Origin of the sequence: Ancylobacter oerskovii, assembly GCF_018390555.1 — a bacterium.
GTDB lineage: Bacteria > Pseudomonadota > Alphaproteobacteria > Rhizobiales > Xanthobacteraceae > Ancylobacter > Ancylobacter oerskovii.
Map to the genome: position 1 here is coordinate 203,587 of NZ_JAHBGB010000041.1, position 18,095 is coordinate 221,681.

Annotated in this window: 14 protein-coding genes; 6 read left to right on the forward strand and 8 right to left on the reverse strand. The window is 69.2% G+C overall.

Translation table 11 applies throughout. The annotated features are described in order from the left end of the window. Positions 1-20 precede the first annotated feature (20 nt). The 3 genes from KHC19_RS19590 to KHC19_RS19600 form a co-directional block, all read right to left on the reverse strand. Positions 21-908, reverse strand: coding sequence for a cation diffusion facilitator family transporter (locus KHC19_RS19590; RefSeq protein WP_213354616.1), 888 nt, complete (start codon positions 906-908; stop codon positions 21-23). 182 nt (positions 909-1,090) lie between these two features. Then, positions 1,091-1,999: a sugar kinase gene (locus KHC19_RS19595; protein ID WP_213354618.1), complete on the reverse strand. Its 909-nt coding sequence runs from the start codon at positions 1,997-1,999 to the stop codon at positions 1,091-1,093. Between the two features lie 138 nt (positions 2,000-2,137). Further along, positions 2,138-3,319 carry a pyridoxal phosphate-dependent aminotransferase gene (locus KHC19_RS19600; protein WP_213355157.1) on the reverse strand — a complete coding sequence of 394 codons (1,182 nt, stop codon included), beginning with the start codon at positions 3,317-3,319 and terminating at the stop codon, positions 2,138-2,140. Positions 3,320-3,488: 169 nt separating this feature from the next. On the opposite strand from KHC19_RS19600, the gene KHC19_RS19605 reads away from it, so the two are divergent. The 3 genes from KHC19_RS19605 to radC all read left to right on the forward strand — a co-directional run bounded on the left by KHC19_RS19605 (position 3,489) and on the right by radC (position 6,383). Then, positions 3,489-4,652 (forward strand): GNAT family N-acetyltransferase, encoded by a 1,164-nt coding sequence (locus tag KHC19_RS19605; protein WP_213354620.1) that lies wholly within the window; start codon positions 3,489-3,491, stop codon positions 4,650-4,652. Positions 4,653-4,776: 124 nt separating this feature from the next. After that, positions 4,777-5,601 carry a type I methionyl aminopeptidase gene (gene map / locus KHC19_RS19610; RefSeq protein ID WP_213354627.1) on the forward strand — a complete coding sequence of 275 codons (825 nt, stop codon included), beginning with the start codon at positions 4,777-4,779 and terminating at the stop codon, positions 5,599-5,601. Positions 5,602-5,645: 44 nt separating this feature from the next. Next, a complete protein-coding gene (radC, locus tag KHC19_RS19615) occupies positions 5,646-6,383 on the forward strand; it encodes a RadC family protein (protein ID WP_213354629.1) in 738 nt (245 codons plus the stop codon). 7 nt (positions 6,384-6,390) lie between these two features. Here the strand turns inward: radC and KHC19_RS19620 are convergent, their stop codons facing one another. From KHC19_RS19620 to KHC19_RS19640, 5 genes are read right to left on the reverse strand one after another with little or no spacing between them, the layout of a single operon-like run. Beyond that, the gene (locus KHC19_RS19620; protein ID WP_213354630.1) at positions 6,391-6,579 is read right to left on the reverse strand and encodes a hypothetical protein; all 189 of its coding nucleotides are present in this window, start codon (positions 6,577-6,579) and stop codon (positions 6,391-6,393) included. Next, the gene (cydB, locus tag KHC19_RS19625; RefSeq protein WP_213354632.1) at positions 6,576-7,712 is read right to left on the reverse strand and encodes a cytochrome d ubiquinol oxidase subunit II; all 1,137 of its coding nucleotides are present in this window, start codon (positions 7,710-7,712) and stop codon (positions 6,576-6,578) included. The genes KHC19_RS19620 and cydB overlap by 4 nt, the downstream gene beginning before the upstream one ends. Positions 7,713-7,715: 3 nt before the next feature. Continuing rightward, positions 7,716-9,155 (reverse strand): cytochrome ubiquinol oxidase subunit I, encoded by a 1,440-nt coding sequence (locus tag KHC19_RS19630; protein ID WP_213354634.1) that lies wholly within the window; start codon positions 9,153-9,155, stop codon positions 7,716-7,718. Between the two features lie 2 nt (positions 9,156-9,157). After that, a complete protein-coding gene (locus tag KHC19_RS19635; RefSeq protein ID WP_213354636.1) occupies positions 9,158-11,455 on the reverse strand; it encodes an FdhF/YdeP family oxidoreductase in 2,298 nt (765 codons plus the stop codon). 35 nt (positions 11,456-11,490) lie between these two features. After that, positions 11,491-12,333 carry a helix-turn-helix domain-containing protein gene (locus KHC19_RS19640; RefSeq protein WP_213354638.1) on the reverse strand — a complete coding sequence of 281 codons (843 nt, stop codon included), beginning with the start codon at positions 12,331-12,333 and terminating at the stop codon, positions 11,491-11,493. Positions 12,334-12,693: 360 nt separating this feature from the next. Between KHC19_RS19640 and KHC19_RS19645 the strand changes: the two genes are divergently transcribed. From KHC19_RS19645 to KHC19_RS19655, 3 genes are read left to right on the forward strand one after another with little or no spacing between them, the layout of a single operon-like run. Beyond that, positions 12,694-13,848 carry an efflux RND transporter periplasmic adaptor subunit gene (locus KHC19_RS19645; protein WP_213354640.1) on the forward strand — a complete coding sequence of 385 codons (1,155 nt, stop codon included), beginning with the start codon at positions 12,694-12,696 and terminating at the stop codon, positions 13,846-13,848. Between the two features lie 2 nt (positions 13,849-13,850). Then, positions 13,851-16,970, forward strand: coding sequence for an efflux RND transporter permease subunit (locus KHC19_RS19650; protein ID WP_213354641.1), 3,120 nt, complete (start codon positions 13,851-13,853; stop codon positions 16,968-16,970). Between the two features lie 14 nt (positions 16,971-16,984). Beyond that, complete coding sequence (locus KHC19_RS19655; protein WP_213354642.1) at positions 16,985-18,094, forward strand: FAD binding domain-containing protein; 1,110 nt, start codon at positions 16,985-16,987, stop codon at positions 18,092-18,094. The last annotated feature ends 1 nt before the right edge of the window (position 18,095 follow it).

Consider the following 18,095-nt stretch of genomic DNA (forward strand, 5'->3'; position numbering starts at 1 on the left):
CAGGGGCAGGGGAGGCCGGGTCAAAGCACCGGGATGCCGGCATGCTTGGCCTTGGCCTCCGGCTCGACATGGATGTTGACGAAGAGGTCGTGCACGTCGCGGCGCAACGCCTCCTCGATGCGGTCGCAGATGGCGTGCGCCTCGCTCACCGGCATCTCGCCGGGCACCACCAGATGGAAATCGACGAAGGTCAGCCGGCCGGCCTGGCGGGTGCGCAGGTCATGCGCCTCGATGGCGCCGACCGCCTCCTCGGCGATGCGCATGCGGATGCGCGCCAGGATGTCGCTCGGCACCGCCTGGTCCATCAGCCCGCCGATGCTCTCCTTCAGCACGCCGTAGCCGGACCACAGGATGTTCACCGCCACCAGGGCGGCGAGCACGAGGTCGGCCTTCTCATAGCCGCTGACCATGGCCAGCGCGATGCCGGCCAGCACGGCCCCGGAGGACACCACGTCGGTCAGCAGGTGCTTGCCGTCGGCCACCAGCGCCGGCGAACGCAGTCGGCGCCCCTGCCGGATCAGCACCCAGCACCATGCCGCGTTGAGGACGCCGGCAAGGGCGTTGGCGCCGAGGCCGCTCGGCGACGGATCCAGCGCATGCGGTTCCTGCCAGGCGAAATAGACCTCGCGGAAGATCGACAGCGCAGCGACCACGATGAGCACGCCGACGATGACGGCCGAGAAATACTCGGCCTTGGCATAGCCATAGGGATGCGCGGCATCGGCCGGCCGGGCGCTGACCTTCAGCGCGATCAGCGCGGCGATGGCGGTGCTGACATTGACCAGGCTTTCCAGCGCGTCGGAGTAGAGCGCGATGCTGCCGGTCAGCCGATAGGCGAGATATTTCAGGCCGAGCACCACGACGCTGACGACCACGCTGCCGGCCGCCAGCCGCAAGGACTGTTCCATCCGCCCATTCCACTCCGATGACGCCTGCGCGCCGGGGTCGTCCGATTAGACAGTCAGCAAGCGAAAATCAAGCCATGACAAGGGTTTGCAACTGGTTCGCAGGAGCAGTCGCAAGCCTGGCGCCGTCATGTGACGGGCTTGCGCCCTGAACCGTCTCGGATCGTCGCGTCACATGCCGGGCGTCAGGCGTGGGCGGTGCGCGGCAGGATGGCGCCGCGATGCTGGATCACGCGGCCGGCAAGCGCATGGCCGGCTTCGGCCGCGACGGTCGGCGGCTTGCCCTCGAGGCGGGCGGCGAGATAGGCGGCGTTGAAGCTGTCGCCGGCGGCCGTGGTGTCGACGGGAGTGACCGGCTCGGGAATGGCAACCAGCTGGGAATTGCCGCCGGACACCACCAGCGCTCCCTCGGCACCGTTCTTCACCACGATCTCGCCGACGCCGAAGGTGGCGAGCCGCTCGGCGGTGGCGGCCGGCGAGCCGTCGTTCCACAGCATCGCCTCGTCCTCGAAGGTGGGAAGGGCGAGGGTGGAACGCTTCAGCGCCTGGGCATAGACCGTGCGGGCGCGGGCGACGTCGCCGCGCCAGTTGCGCGGGCGGTAATTGCCGTCGAACACCACCTTGGCGCCGCGCTCGCGGGCGAATTCCAGCGTCGCCAGCAGCCGCCCGAGCCCGGTATTGGAGTAGATGGAGAGGGTGATGCCGGAAAGATACACCACCTGCGCCTCCATGATGGCCTCGGCGACGCGCTCCCAGCCGGGCAGCTCGAACAGCTCGCGCGCCGGGGCGTTGTCGCGCCAGTAGCTGAAGGTGCGCTCGCCGAAGGTGTCGGTGTCGATCACATAGAGGCCCGGCATGCGGCCGGGCGCGCGCAGGATCTGGCCGGTGTCGATATTCTCCGCCTCGGCGGCGGCGACGATCTGCTCGGAATAGCGATCGTCGCCGAGCGCGGTGGCATAGGCCACCTCGACGCCGGCACGGGCGAGGTAGACGGCGGTGTTGAACGTGTCGCCGCCGATGCCGAGGCCATAGCGGGCATCCGCGCCGCGCGAGAACTCGACCATCACCTCGCCGATCGACACAACCTTCGCCATCAGGCTCCTCCTGCTGCTGCGGGCGCCATGCCGGCCCCTTCGATTCGCGCGCAGGTTCGCCTCATTCGGCGGCCGCGGCAACCCGCGGCGCCGGATGAAAGGCGCATGGAGGCCCGGGAAGCGCCGGCAGCCCGCGCGTCAGCCGGGGCGGGCCGAGGCGAGGAAATCGCCCATGCGCTCCAGCGCCCGGCGGATATTCTCCGCCGAGTTGGCGTAGGAAAGACGGATATAGCCCTCGCCATGCACGCCGAAATCTGGCCCGCCAATGGTGGCGACGCCGGCGGTTTCCAGCAGGGCGTTGGCCAGCGCCTTTGCCGAGGCCCAGCCGGTGCCGGAGACGTTGGGGAAGGCATAGAAGGCGCCCTTGGGCGTGGCGCAGGAGACGCCCGGCAGGGCGTTCAGCCCGTCGACCACCAGCCGGCGGCGGGCGTCGAACTCGGCGACCATCGCGCTCACGCAGTCCTGCGGGCCGGTCAGTGCCGCGAGCGCGCCGAACTGCGCCGGGGCATTGACGCAGGACCAGGCATTGACGCTGAGCTTGCGCACCGCCTCGAACAGGGCCGGCGGCCACAGCGCCCAGCCCATGCGCCAGCCGGTCATCGCATAGGTCTTCGACCAGCCGTTGAGCAGGATCAGCCGGTCGCGGATCTCGGGATAGGCGAGCAGGGTGGTGTGCTCCTCGCCATCGAACAGGAACTGGTCGTAGATCTCGTCGGAGAGGATGGCGACATGCGGGTGGCGCGCCAGACCTTCGACCAGCGCGTCGATCTCCGCCTTCGGGGTGACGCCGCCGGTGGGGTTGGCCGGCGAGTTGAGAATGAGCAGGCGGGTGCGCGGCGTGATCAGCGCCAGCGTCTCCTCCGCCGAGAAGGCGAAGCCGTTCTCCTCGCGGATCGGCACCGGCACCGGGGTGGCGCCGGTGAACTCGATCATGGAGCGGTAGATCGGGAAGCCGGGATCGGGATAGAGGATTTCCGCCCCCGGCTCGCCCAGCATCAATATGGCGGCGAACATCGTCACCTTGCCGCCGGGCACGATGACCACCCGGCCGGGATCGATCTGCGTCCCGTGGCGGCGATGGATGTCGGCGGCCACCGCCTCGCGCAGCGGCGCGATGCCGATGGAGGGCGTGTAGCCGTGCTCGCCGTCGCGCAACGCCTTGATCGCCGCTTCCACGATATGGTCGGGCGTACGGAAATCCGGCTGGCCGATGCCGAGATTGACGATGTCGCGGCCCTGCGCGGCGAGCGCGGCGGCGCGGGCGAGCACCGCGAAGGCGTTCTCCTCGCCGATGCGATCGAAGGCCGACACGGGGCGGATGGATGAGAAGGGGGATGTCACGGGATCAATCTGCGTTGGTGGCGTTTTCGAGCGTCTCGGCTGTAAAGTTCTTGTTGTTTCGGCATTGGTGTCACATGAACGATGGGTCGTTCAAGTGCGCCCTCCGCAGCTCTCTTGCCGCGCCATGGCGTCGGCCGCAGGAACTCCGATGAGCCGTGAAGCCTCCGACCTGCCGCTCGGCGGGTTTGTCGATGTGAAGCCAGCGCCGCGGCCGGAGCGGGTAACGCTCACCGGCCGGCATGTTGATGTCGTGCCGTTCGACGTCGCCCGCCATGCCCGCTCGCTCTACGAGCGCTCGCACGGGCCGGAGAAGGAGGTGCTGTGGGCCTATCTCTTCCCGCCGCCCTTCGAGAGCTTCGAAAGCTTCGAGGCCTACTACGCCGCGGCGGCGCAGAAGGACGATCCGCTGCTCTACGCCATCATCGACAAGGCGAGCGGCGAGGCGGTGGGGCACGCCACCCTGATGCGCATCGATCCCGCCAACCGGGTGATCGAGGTCGGCAACATCCTCTACACGCCGGCGCTGATGCGTACCCCGGGCGGCACCGAGGCGATGGCGCTGATGGCGCGCTATGTCTTCGACGAGCTCGGCTATCGCCGCTACGAGTGGAAGTGCAACGCGCTGAACGCACCCTCGCGCCGCGCGGCGCTGCGCTACGGCTTTTCGTTCGAGGGCATCTTCCACCAGCATATGATCGTGAAGGGCCGCAACCGCGACACCGCCTGGTTCGCCATGCTGGACGCGTCATGGCCGCAGCGCGCCCATGCCTTCGACCATTGGCTGGCGCCGGAGAATTTCAACGCCGCCGGCCGGCAGCGCGTCCCGCTCGGGGTCCTCAATCGCGAGGCCCTGGAGGCGGGCGGCACGGTGCTGCGCCGCGCCGGCCTCGCCGACATCGAGGCGGTGGAGGAGGTGCAGCGGCGCGCCTATGCCAAGAACCGCATCCTGCTCGGCGTCGAGCCGGTGCCGCTGCTGTGGGATTACCGTCAGGTGTTCCGCGAGCGCGAAGTGTGGGTGGTCGACGGCGACGACGCCCTGGCCGCCGTGCTGATTCTCGAACCGCGGACGGATGATTTCCTCATCGACAGCCTCGCCATCGCGCCGATGACGCAGGGGAGCGGGCTCGGCAACAGGCTGCTCGCCGCCGCCGAGGCGCGGGCGCGGGCGCTGGGGCACGGCGTCGTGCGCCTCTATACCGGCGAGCCGCTCGCCGCCAACATCAACTGGTATCGTCGCAAGGGCTACTCGATCGAGCGGGTGGAGCAGATGCCCGACCGGCGTCTGGTCCATATGGCGAAGACGCTCGGCTGAGCTATTCCTCGCCGGATCGAGCCTGCCTCACCTCCTTGTTTCCTTGCACGCGGCGCCGGATCGCTTACATTCGCCGGTGATGGACAGCCGTATGAAAACGGCGACGAATCTGGACTTGCCTGCGATGAGCTATGTGGAAGCGGCCGCCGCGCCGTTGAGGAAGACCGGCCAGATCCGCCTGCATGGGCCGGAAGGCTTCGAGGGCATGCGCCGGGCCGGGCGGCTGGCCGCCGAGGCGCTCGACCTCGTGCACGAGATGGTCGCACCGGGGGTGAGCACCGAGGCGATCGACAATCTCGTCTTCGAATTCGCCATGGACAATGGCGCCATGCCGGCGACGCTGATGTATCGCGGCTATCGCAAGTCGACCTGCACCTCGATCAACCATGTCGTCTGCCACGGCATTCCCAACGAGAAGCCGCTGCGCGAGGGCGACATCGTCAATGTCGACGTCACGCTGATCTATGACGGCTGGTACGGCGATTCCAGCCGCATGTACCCGGTCGGCGAAATTCCCCGCCGGGCTGAGCGATTGCTCGAAGTGACCTATGAATCGATGATGCGCGGTATCGAGGCCATCAAGCCGGGCGGGCATGTCGGTGACATCGGCGCGGCGATCCAGGACTATGTCGAACCGCTGCATATGAGCGTGGTGCGCGACTTCTGCGGCCATGGCGTCGGCCAGCTTTTCCATGACGAGCCGAACATCGTGCATGTCGGTCGCCGGGGAGAGGGGCCGGAACTGCTGCCGGGCATGATCTTCACCGTCGAGCCGATGATCAATCTCGGCCGGCCGCATGTGAAGGTGCTCTCGGATGGCTGGACGGCGGTGACGCGCGACCGCGCGCTGTCGGCCCAGTTCGAGCATTCGGTGGGTGTCACCGAGACCGGGGTGGAAATCTTCACCCTGTCGCCGAAGGGCTATCACAAGCCGATCTTCGGCGGCTGACCGGGCCGGGGCGGCGGATGAATCCGAAGCCGGGGCTTCAGGAGATGCCGACGACCGAGCCCCTGTTGCCGGACAATCCCCACGGGGAACGGGCCGGGCTGGCGGAGGCGGCCCCTCACTTCACCGGCCATCGCGAACGGCTGCGCGAACGCTTTCGCACCGGCGGGGCCGCGGCGCTGCCGGACTATGAGCTCCTCGAGCTGGTCCTGTTCCGCGCCGTGCCGCGTGCCGACGTGAAGCCGCTCGCCAAGAAGCTGGTGGAGCGCTTCGGCTCCTTCGCCGAGGCGATCGCCGCGCCCCCCGCAAGGCTGCGCGAGGTGAAGGGCGTCGGCGAGGCGATCATCACCGAGTTCAAGCTGATCGGCGCCGCGGTGGAGCGGGTGACTGCGGCGCAGATGCGCGCCCGCCCGGTGCTTTCCTCCTGGAGCGCGGTGATCGCCCATTGTCGCGCCTCGATGGCCTATGTCGATCGCGAGCAGTTCCGGGTGCTGTTTCTCGACAAGCGCAACCAGCTGATCCTCGACGAAGTGCAGCAGAGCGGCACGGTGGACCATACGCCGGTCTATCCGCGCGAGGTGGTGAAGCGGGCGCTGGAAGTGTCGGCGAGCGCCATCATCCTCGTGCACAACCACCCGAGCGGGGATCCCACCCCATCGAGCGCCGACATCCAGATGACGCGCACCATCATCGATGTCGCCAAGCCGATGGGCATCGAGGTGCACGATCACATCATCGTCGGCAAGGACGGCCATGCCAGCCTCAAGGGCCTGCGGCTGATCTAGCTCCGCCTCAGAAACCGGTCAGCGGCAGCGCCAGGGGAAGCAGCGCCAGCCCGGTGCCGATGAGCGCGACGTCGAGCAGGAGGCAGGCGCCGATCACCAGAGGGGCCGGGGTTGGGCGCTGGGCGAAGAGGGTGGCGCCGACGAACAGTACGATCAGTCCAGCGAGGATGGGGACGAGCGCGAGAGCGGGATTCATGGATGTGCACTCCCGGCGGCCTCGCCGCCATAGCCGCCGTGAGGAACGGCCTTGCCGCCATGGCCGCCGTGAGGAGCGGCCCTGCCGCCATAGCCGCCGTGAGGGGCGGTCTCGCCGCCATAGCCGGCATGAGGAGCGGCCTTGCCGCGGAACACCCAATAGGCATGGGCCTGATAGGCGAGCACCACCGGAAGGATGATCGCCAGCCCGACGGCAATGAACGCAAGGGTTTGCGGATCGGCCGCGCCGTCCCAGACAGTGACGTGGCGCGGTACCACGTAAGGCCAGAGGCTCACGACCAGGCCGACGAGGCCGAGGGCGAATACAACCAGCGACAGCACGAAGGTGCGCGGCTCGGCGCCGTCCCAGATGCCGCGCCAGATGGCCGCGAGGATCGCCAGCGTGGCGAGCGGCACCGGCGCCAGCATGAGCAGGTTCGGCAAGGCGAACCAGCGGGCCGCCACCTCGGGCACCGTGATCGCGCTCCACAGGCTGACCAGCGCCATCATGACGGCGGTGAGGATCAGCGCGGCATGGGCGATCTCGCGGGCGAAAACCTGAGTGGCGCCAACGGTTTTCCAGATGAGCCAGCCGGCGCCGATCAGCGCGTAGCCGCCGACGAGGCCGACGCCGCACAACAGGCCGAGAAGCGAGAAGAAGCTGAACGGACCGCCGGAGAACATGCCGTCCTGCATCGGGACGCCACCGATCAGGCCGCCGAGAATCAGGCCCTGGCAAAGGGTGGCGAGGAGGGAGCCGGCGAAGAAGGCGATGTCCCACAGGAAGCGGAATCGCGTCGCCTGCAGGCGGAACTCGAAGGCGATGCCGCGGAAGATCAGCGCGAACAGCATGAACATGATCGGCAGATAAAACGCAGGCAGAAGAACGTAGTAGCCGGCGGGGAAGGCGGCGATGAGTAGCGTGCCGCCCATCACCAGCCAGGTTTCGTTGGCGTCCCACACCGGCTCGATGGAGGCCATCATCGCGTCGCGGTCGGCGTCGCGGGGGGCGGCGAGGAAGAGGATGCCGACCCCGAGATCGAGGCCGTCGGCCAGCACGTAGACGGTGACGCAGAAGGCGGCGACGGCGGCGAAGACGAGCGGGACGTGGGGGCCCTGCATGAGCTCGATCATGGGTCAGGCTCCCGCCTGCTCGAGGGTGCCGGCGGCCGGCGACGAGGATGAAAAGGAGGCCGATGCGGTGGCCGATGCGGCCGACAGGCCGACATTGGTGCGATCGAGGCCGGGACGCTCGCGGGTGGGCAGCGAGGTATCGGCCGGTCCCTTCAGCGCGGTGCGGCCGGCGAACCAGAGGAAGCTCAGCAGCAGCAGGTTGTAGACGGCGAAGAAGATGAGGAGGCTGGTGGTCACCGCCCCGGCGGTGACGGGGGCCACCGCCTCGGCGGTGCGCAGGTGGCCATAGATGATCCAGGGCTGGCGGCCCGCTTCCGTCACCGTCCAGCCGGCGAGCACGCCGAGGAAGCCGAGCGGGGTGGTGCCCATGGCGAGGAGATGGAACCAGCGGGCGTGGAAGAGGCGCCCACGCAGCCGCAGCACCAGGCCGGTGACGGCGGTGGCCAGCAAGGCGAGGCCGATGCCCACCATGATGCGGAAGGCGAAGAACACCACCGGCACGTTCGGCTGGTCGGCCGGCGGCACCGTCTTCAGGCCCGCGACCTCGCCGTCCCAGCTATGGGTGAGGTAGAGGCTGGCGAGGTGGGGGATGTCGAGGGCGTAGAGGTTCTTCTGCTCGGCCATGTCCGGCCAGGCGATGACGGTCATCGCCGGACCCCTGGTGGTGTCCCACAGGCCCTCCATGGCGGCGAGCTTCACCGGCTGGTGCTCCAGCGTGTTGCGGCCGTGCAGGTCCCCCAGCGCGATCTGGGTGGGCGCGAGGACGAGTGCCAGCCACATCGCCATCGAGAAGGCGGCGCGCGAGGCGACGAGGTGCTGGCGCCGCCAGATGTGGAAGGCCGAGACGCCCGCCACCACGAAGGCGCCGGTGAGGAAGCTGGCGCAGACCATATGGGCGAGGCGATAGGGGAAGGAGGCGGTGAAGATCGCCTGCCACCAATCGGTGACATGGAAGATGCCGTCGGCATCCGCCACCGCCCCGGCCGGGGTCTGCATCCAGCTATTGGCGGCGATGATCCAGGTGGCGCTGAACAGCGCGCCGGAGGAGACCATCAGGCAGGAAAACAGGTGCATGCCCTTCGACACCCGCCCTTCGCCGAACAGCATGATGCCGATGAAGCCCGCCTCCAGGAAGAAGGCGGTGAGCGTCTCGTACATGAACATCGGGCCGAGCACGTTCGACACCGAGCGGGAGAAGCCGGCCCAGTTGGTGCCGATCTCGTAGCTGAGCACGATGCCGGTGATGACGCCCATGCCGAAGCTGAGGGCGAAGAGGCGCATCCAGAAGCGCAGCAGGTCGTGATAGACGGGCTTGCCGGTGCGCCACCACAGGAAGCTGAGCAGGGTGCAGAACCAGGCGAGGCCGATGGACAGCGTCGGCCACAGGATGTGGAAGCCGATGGTGAAGGCGAATTGCGCCCGGGCGAGCTCGACGGCGTCCATCCTCAGCGCGCTCCCTGCAGGGCGGACTTCACCAGGCGGACCGGCACGCCCTTGTAGGACGGGGTGAAGCTCTGCGGATCATGCGCATAGAGCGGCACCAGGGGATTCATCTCCGGGTAGTAGGCGGCGCAGCCGCCATCCGGGAACGCATAGGGCACCACGCGGAAGCCGCGCACGGCACGCTCCACGCCATCGGTCGCCACGGTGACGATGTCGACGCGGTCGTCGGCCTTCAGGCCGCGCTTCGCGATCTCCCCTTCATTGAGGAAGATCACGTCGCGCTGGTTGTAGACGCCGCGATAGCGATCCGAATTCGAATAGAGCGTGGTGTTGTACTGGTCGTGGCTGCGCACCGAGGTGAGCCACAGCGCCGCCTCGTCATGGATGGTGAGGTCCTCGCAGAGGCCGTCGACGACGAGGAAATTCGCCTTGCCGGAGGCCGTCGCCCAGATGCGCTCGCGGGCCAGCGAGGTGAGGTGGAAGCCGCCCGGCTCCCTGATGCGGGCATTGTAGCCGGCGAAGATCGGGAACACCGCCTCGATGTCCTCGCGGATCAGCGCGTAGTCGCCGGCGAGCTTTTCCCACGCCACCTTCGAACGGGCGCCGAGCGTGGCGCGGGCCATGCCGGCGATGATGGCCGGCTCGCTGCGCAGATGCTCGGAGGCCGGCGGGCGCACGCCGGCGGAGGCGTGCACCATCGACATGGAATCCTCCACCGTGACCGATTGCGGGCCGGTGGCCTGGAGATCGATCTCGGTGCGGCCGAGGCAGGGCAGGATCAGCGCGTCCTTGCCGTGCACGAGATGGCTGCGGTTGAGCTTGGTGGCGATGTGGACGGTGAGGTCGAGCCGGCGCATCGCCGCCTGCGTCGCCTCCCAATCCGGGATGGCGGCGGCGAAATTGCCGCCGAGGCCGATGAACACCTTGGATTCGCCGCGTAGCATGGCTTCCAGCGCGGTGACGACGTTGTGGCCGTGCTTGCGCGGCGGCGCGAAGCCGAAGCGGGCCTCGATGCGGTCCAGCAACTCGTCGCCGGGGATCTCGGTGATGCCGACCGTGCGGTCGCCCTGCACGTTGGAATGGCCGCGCACCGGGCACATGCCGCTGCCCTCGCGGCCGATATTGCCCTTGAGCAGGGCGAGATTGGTGAGCTGCTGGACGTTGTGCGCGCCGTGGCGGTGCTGGGTGATGCCCATGCCGTAGACGAAGATGGTGCGCTCGGCGCTCATATAGGCGCGGGCTGCCGCTTCGATATCACCGCGGGACAGCCCCGATTTGCGCTCGATATCCTCCCATTGCGTCGCCACGAGATCGGCGATGAGCGCCTCGACGCCGACCGTGTGGCCGCGGATGAAGTCCCAGTCGAGCACCGGGGCGGCCTCGGCGCGCCGGGCGGCGGCATCGGCCTCGACCAGGCATTTCATCATGCCCTTGATCACCGCGACGTCGCCGCCGACCTTCACCTGGAACAGGCGGGAGGAGATCGGCGTCGAGGTGAGCGTCGCCATCTCGATCGGGTTCTGCGGCGCCTGGAAGCGCTGCAGCGCCCGCTCCGGCAGCGGGTTGAACGACATGATGGTGGCGCCGCGCCGCGAGGCGTTGCGCAGGTCGGTCATCATGCGCGGCGAATTGGTGCCGGGGTTCTGGCCGAAGATGAAGATGCAGTCGGCCTTCTCGAAATCCTCCAGCAGCACCGTGCCCTTGCCGACGCCGATCGACTGCGGCAGGCCGACGCTGGTGGCCTCGTGGCACATGTTGGAGCAATCGGGGAAATTGTTGGTGCCGAACTCGCGGGCGAACAGCTGGTAGAGGAAGGCGGCCTCGTTGGAGGCACGGCCGGAGGTGTAGAACTCCGCCATGTTCGGATCGGGCAGGGCGTCGAGATGGCGGGCGACGAGGGCGAAGGCCTCCTCCCAGCTCACCGGCTCGTATTTGTCGCCGACGGAATCGTAGCGCATCGGGTGGGTGAGGCGCCCTTCCATCTCGAGCTCGAAATCGGACATCTGCTCGAGTTCGCTCACGGTGTGGGCGGCGAAGAAGTCCGGCGTGCAGCGCTTCGCCGTGGCCTCCCAGGCGACCGCCTTGCCGCCGTTCTCGCAATATTCGAAGGGCGAGGTGTGCTTGGGGTCGGCCCAGCCGCAGCCCGGGCAATCGAAGCCGCCCGGCTGGTTCATGTGCGACAGCAGTTCCATGCCCGATAGCGGGATGTCCTGTTCCACGAGCGCGGTGCCCATGGCCTTGAGCGCTCCCCAGCCGCCGGCGGGGCTGTGATAGGGGCGAATGGATTTCGCGATACCCATGGCGGGCTCCCGTCAGACGGCGGAGGGGAAGGGGTTCAGTTGCGGCCGCGCTGGGCGCTGCGCCACTGGTGCGGGGTGTCGCCGACGAAGCGGCGGAACACGGTGGTGAAGTGTGCCTGGGTCTGGAAGCCGACATCGAGCGCGATGGCGACCAGCGAGTCGCGGGTCTCCAGCATCAGCGCCTGCGCCTTCTCGATGCGCCGGCGCAGCAGGAATTCGTGCGGGCGCAGGCCGGTGGCGATGCGGAACTGGGCGGCGAAATGCATGCGGCTGAGGCCGGCGGCATCGGCCATGCCGGCGAGGGTGACGCTCTCGGCGAGATTGTCGTCGATATAGGCGAGGGCCTTCTTCAGCCGCCACTTCGGCAGGCCGGACCGGGGACGGCGCGGGGACGGCGCGGTTTCGGGATCTCTCTCGCGGGGCTCCGGCGCATCGCCGGGGCGGACGCTGAGGGCGCGGGTGACGATGGCGAGGCGCAGCGCATCGGCATAGACGCCGCCGAATTCGTCGGCGCCGTGCTCGGCGGCTTCCAGCGCCTGCGACAGGCGGCGGATGACCGGATCGTCAGTGCCGGCGACCGCCGGGCCGGCGAGGCCCAGCGCGGCGGGCAGGTGGCTGCCGGCGACGCGCAGATGCAGGGTGCCGTCGCGGGCGGCGGCGGGCTCGACCACCGGGGCCAGGGTGCCGGGGAAGGCGCTCGCGGCGGAGATGGCGAGGACGAGGTCGATATGGCCGAGACGGACGGACAGGCTGTCGGGAGCCGCCGGCGGCGCGACCGGCGCGACCGGGCGGGGGGCGTCGAAGGGCACGGACAGGATCTCGACGGCGCGGGCAGGAGAGACGCTGCCTTCGGCAGGCGGGGAAACGTGGAACGACATGGCCGGAACTCCCTCTGGAATAGGGCGGAGCGTCAGCCCGGCGTCCCCGCGATGGGATCCCGTTGAGGAAGGAGCCTGAGATTGCCCGACCGCACGAAGATGTCCCATCGCCGTTTCTGGATGCGTCCAGGCATCGGCTGGCGATGGGAAGAGAATAGGCGCGGGGCGAATTCGCTCCATTCTACGTGGGTTTGGCCGGCTATATGAAGAGTTTGCCGCCCCCATACCTTGGTATGGGCCGCACTCGCCCGGGGCGGTGGACCGGGCGGTGGAACGGCAAGCCGGCGGCGTTCCCGAAAGAATTCGCCTCCGGGCGGGCGCAGGCAGGCAGCTGGTTTCGCTGTCGAGGGAGGACCGGACATGCCGGGCTCGCGCCACCGCCGCGGATGGGTGCTGTCGTCGCTGCTTCTGGCCGGCCTCGCGGCCGGCTACGGGATATTCCGCTTCGAGGCCCGCCCGCCCGCCGCCGCGCCGGCCGCGGCGCCGGTGCCGGTGGAGACGGCGCGGGCCGGGCGGCGCGACGTGCCGGTGTTCCTCACCGGCATCGGCACGGTGGAGCCGTTCAACACCGTGACCGTGCGCTCGCGCGTCGACGGCGAGCTGCAGCAGGTGCTGTTCAGGGAAGGCCAGGACGTCCGAAAAGGCGACCTCCTGGCGGTGATCGACCCGCGCACCTTCGAGGCGGCGCTGCAGGAGGCGCAGGCGAAGCTGCAGCAGGACGAGGCCTCGCTCGCCAATGCCCGGCTGATCCTCGACCGCGACGCGCAGCTCGGCAAGGACGCCTTCGCCAGCACGCAGGCGGTGGACAACCAGCGGAGCGCGGTGCAGCAGCTCGAAGCGCAGATCGCCCAGGACCAGGCGGCGATCTCCACCGCGCAGACGCAGCTCTCCTATACGCGCATCGCCGCGCCCATCGACGGGCGCGCCGGGCTGCGGCTGGTGGACGAGGGCAACATCGTGCATGCGAGCGACGTGGGCGGCCTCGTCGTGCTCAACCAGCTGCACCCGATCTCGGTGATCTCGACGCTGCCGCAGGCCGACGTGCCGGCGATCCGCGCCGCGCTGGACAAGGGGGCGACGCCGGCGCAGGCGATGTCGCGGGAGGGCGGGCAGGAGGCGGGCGGGCAATGGCTCGCCACCGGCACGGTGGAGCTGATCGACAACAAGATCGACCCGCAGAGCGGCACGCTGCAGGTGAAATCGGTGTTCGCCAATGCCGACGATGCGCTGTGGCCGGGCCAGTTCGTCGAACTGCGGCTGCAGGTGAAGACGCTGCCCGGGGTCGTCACCGTGCCGGCGGATGCGGTGCAGCGCGGGCCCGCGGGCGCGTTCGTCTTCGTGGTCGGGGCCGATGGCCGCGTAACGACGGCACCGGTGACGGTGGGGCCGATCGCCGACGGCATCGCGGTGATCGAAAAGGGGATCGAGCCCGGCCAGACGGTAGTGGTGCATGGCCAGTACCGCCTCGCGCCCGGCACCGCGGTGACGGAAGCGGCCGCCGGGACGGGAGGCTGATCATGGCGTCCTCCCCGGTCTCGCTCTCCTCCTGGTTCGTCCGCCATCCCATCGGCACCTCGCTGCTGATGGCGGGGCTGCTGATGCTCGGCGCGGTGGCCTTTCCGCGCCTGCCGGTGGCGCCGCTGCCGGAGGTGGACTTCCCGACGCTGTCGGTCTCCACCCAATTGCCCGGCGCCAGCCCGGAGATCATCGCCTCCTCCGTGACGCAGCCGCTGGAGCGGCAATTCGGCGAGATTCCGGGCCTGGCGCAGATGACCTCGATCTCGACGCTGGGCAATTCCTCGATCACGCTGCAATTCGATCTCGACGTCGACATCAACGCGGCGGCGCAGGACGTGCAGACGGCGATCAACGCCGCCGGCGGGCAATTGCCGACCGACCTGCCGGCACCGCCGACCTATCGCAAGGTGAACCCGGCCGACCCGCCAATCCTGGTGCTGGCGCTGACCTCCGGGACGCTGCCGATCACGCAGGTGGACGACTTCGCCGAGAACGTGCTGGAGCAGCATGTCAGCCAGATCGGCGGCGTCGGGCAGGTGCTGATCTACGGCCAGCAGAAGCCTTCGGTGCGTATCCAGGTCGATCCGGCGAAGCTGGCCAATCTCGGCCTGTCGCTGGAGGACATCAGGCAGGCCATCGTCTCGCTGACGGTGAACGATCCCAAGGGCACGGTGCAGGGGCGACAGCGCACCTTCACCCTGTTCGACAACGACCAATTGACCTCGGCCGGGCCATGGCGCGACGCCATCCTCGCCTGGCGCGACGGCGCGCCGGTGCGGGTGCGCGACATCGGCACCGCCGTCGACGCGCCGGAGAACGACCAGCTGGCCGCTTGGTCGAACGGTGAGCCGGCTATCATCATTCCCGTGTTCAAACTGCCGGGCGCCAACGTCATCGACACGGTGGAGGCGATCAAGGCACAGCTGCCGGGGCTGATGGCCACCGCGCCCGCCGGAATCACGCTGTCGATCGTCAGCGACCGCACCGGCACCATCCGCGCCTCGGTGGAGGATGTGGAGAAGACGCTGATCATCACCGTGGTGCTGGTGGTGGCGGTGATCTTCGTGTTCCTGCGCAACCTGTGGGCGACGGTGATCCCGTCCATCGCGGTGCCGCTCGCCATCATCGGCACCTTCGCGGCGATGTACGCGCTCGGCTACAGCCTCGACAACCTGTCGCTGATGGGGCTGTCCATCGCGGTGGGCTTCGTGGTCGACGACGCCATCGTCATGCTCGAGAACATCGAGCGGCACCTGGAGATGGGCAAGACGCCGCTCGAGGCGGCGCTCGACGGCTCGGCGGAGATCGGCTTCACCATATTGTCGATCAGCCTGTCGCTGATCGCGGTGTTCATCCCGCTCTTGCTGATGGGCGGGCTGGTGGGGCGGCTGTTCCGCGAATTCGCGGTGACGGTGACGATCACCATCGCGATCTCCGCCTTCGTGTCGCTGACGCTGACCCCGATGCTGTGCGCGCTGTTCCTGCGGCCGAAGGGCAAGGAGCAGGCGCATGGGCGGCTCTATCTGTGGTCCGAACGCGGCTTCGACGCCTTGCTGGCGGGGTATGCCCGCACGCTCGACCTCGCGCTCGACCATCGGCGCGCGACGCTGGCCGTGTTCGCGGCGGCGGTGGCCGCGACCGGGGTGCTGTTCTACGAAATCCCCAAGGGCTTCTTCCCGCTGCAAGACACCGGGCTGATCATCGGCGTATCGGAGGCGGCGCAGGACATCTCCTTTTCGCAGATGGTCCGGCACCAGCTGGAGCTCGGCAGGATCGTCGCCGCCGACCCGGATGTCGCCACCGTCGGCATGGGGGTCGGCGCCGGCGCCGGCCAGACGGTGAACAATGGCCGCATGTTCATCACGCTGAAGCCGCGCGACGCGCGCACGGCCTCGGTGTTCGAGATCATCGACCGGCTCAATGCCCGGCTCGCCAAGGTGGAGGGCGCGGCGCTGTTCCTGCAGGCGGCGCAGGACCTCAATGTCGGCGGCCGGGTGTCGCGCACGCAGTTCCAGTACACGCTGCAGGACGGCAATATCGACGAGCTCAACGAATGGGCGCCGAAGATGCTGGCCAAGCTGCGGACGCTGCCGCAGCTGAACAGCCTCGCCAGCGACCAGCAGGCCGGCGGGGCGACGCTGACGCTCGCCATCGACCGCGACCAGGCGTCACGGCTCGGCATCAGCCCGGCCGATATCGACAACACCCTCTACGACGCCTTCGGCCAGCGGCAGGTGACGCAGTACTTCACCCAGCTGAATTCCTATCACGTCATATTGGAGCTGGAGCCGGCGCTGCAGAACTCGCCGCACGCGCTGGACGGGATCTACCTGACCTCGCCGCTGACCGGCGCCAGGGTGCCGCTCTCGGTGCTGGCGAAATGGACCAGCGAGCCGACGAGCTTCCTGTCGATCAACCACCAGTCGCAATTCCCCTCGGTGACGCTGTCCTTCAACCTCGCGCCCGGCGTGGCGCTGGGCGAGGCGGTGGCGGCGATCCACCAGGCGGAGGCCGAGATCGGCAAGCCGGCGACGCTGACCGGCAGCTTCCAGGGCAATGCGCAGGCCTTCCAGGCCTCGCTGGCGAGCGAGCCGGCGCTGGTGCTGGCGGCGCTCGTCGTCATCTACATCATCCTCGGCGTGCTCTATGAGAGCTATGTCCACCCGCTGACCATCCTCTCGACGCTGCCCTCGGCGGGGCTCGGGGCGCTGGCGATGCTGTGGCTGTCCGGCTTCGACTTCTCGATCATCGCGCTGATCGGCGTCATCCTCTTGATCGGCATCGTGAAGAAGAACGGCATCATGATCGTCGACTTCGCCATTGCCCGGGAGCGGGGCGAGGGGGGCGTGCGGATGCCGGCGCATGACGCGATCCGCGAGGCGTGCCTGCTGCGCTTCCGGCCGATCCTGATGACCACCTTCGCCGCGCTGCTGGCCGGCGTGCCGCTGGTGATCGGCCACGGCACCGGCTCGGAGCTGCGCCAGCCGCTCGGCATCGCCATCGTCGGCGGGTTGGCGGTGAGCCAGCTGCTGACCCTCTACACCACCCCGGTGATCTATCTCGCGCTTGACGGGCTGCGGACACGCCTCGCCCGGCGGCGCGACGTGCCGGCGACATAGCGAGGAGCCTATTCATGCGCATCATCATTGCCGGCGGTTCGGTCGGCGGGCTGTTCGTTTCCGAGCTGCTGCGCCGGGACGGGCACGACGTCACCCTTCTCGAGCGCTCGGCGCTGGGGCTCGAGGGGCGCGGCGCCGGCCTCGTCGCCCAGAGCGAGGTGTTCGACATGCTGCGCGAGGCCGGGGTCGCGCATCTCGCGACCTTCGGCGTCGTGGCGCGCGAGCGCATTCATCTCGACCGCGCCGGCGCCATCGTACACCGGCAGGCGACGCCGCAGACGCAGCTTTCCTGGGACCGGCTGTTCCGCACCTTCCGCGAGCGGGTGCCGGAGGGGGGCTATGTCGGCGGCCGGGCGGTGACGGGCGTGACGCAGGAGGCGCGGCGCGCGCGGGTGCATCTCGCCGATGGCGGGGTGGAGGAGGCGGATCTCGTCATCGCCGCCGACGGGCTGGGCTCGACCTTGCGCGAGGCGGTGGCCGGGCCGGGCGCGCAGCCCGCCTATGCCGGCTATGTCGCCTGGCGCGGGCTGGTGCCGGAGGCGGCCATGCCGCCCGAGGCGGCGGCGACGCTGTTCGAGCGCTTCGCTTTCCACGACATGCCGGGCTCGCAGGCATTGGGCTATCTGGTGCCCGGGGCGGACGGGGCGATCGAGCGCGGGCGGCGGCGCTACAACTGGGTCTGGTACCGGCGCTACACGCCGGAGGAACTGGCGGGCGTGCTCACCGACGCGGAAGGGCAGCGCCACGACTTCTCGCTGGCGCCGGGGCAGATGGCGCCGGCGGCGGCCGACGCCCTGCGCGCCGATGCCGCCCGGCTGCTGCCGCCGGCCTTCGCGGCGGCGGTGGCGGCGGAGCCGCGCCCCTTCGTGCAGGCGATCTTCGACTACGAGGCGCCGCGCCTCGTCGCCGGCCGTCTCGCCCTGACCGGCGACGCCGCCTTCGTCGCCCGGCCGCACACCGCCATGGGCGTCGCCAAGGCGGCGGGCGACGCCTTCGCCCTGCGCGACGCGCTGGCCGGGCAGCCGGACCTCGCCGGCGCGCTGGCGGCCTATGAGCGGGCGCGCCTGCCGCATGGGCGGGCAGTGGTGGAATATGGCCGGCGGCTCGGCGCCTTCCTCGGCTGAG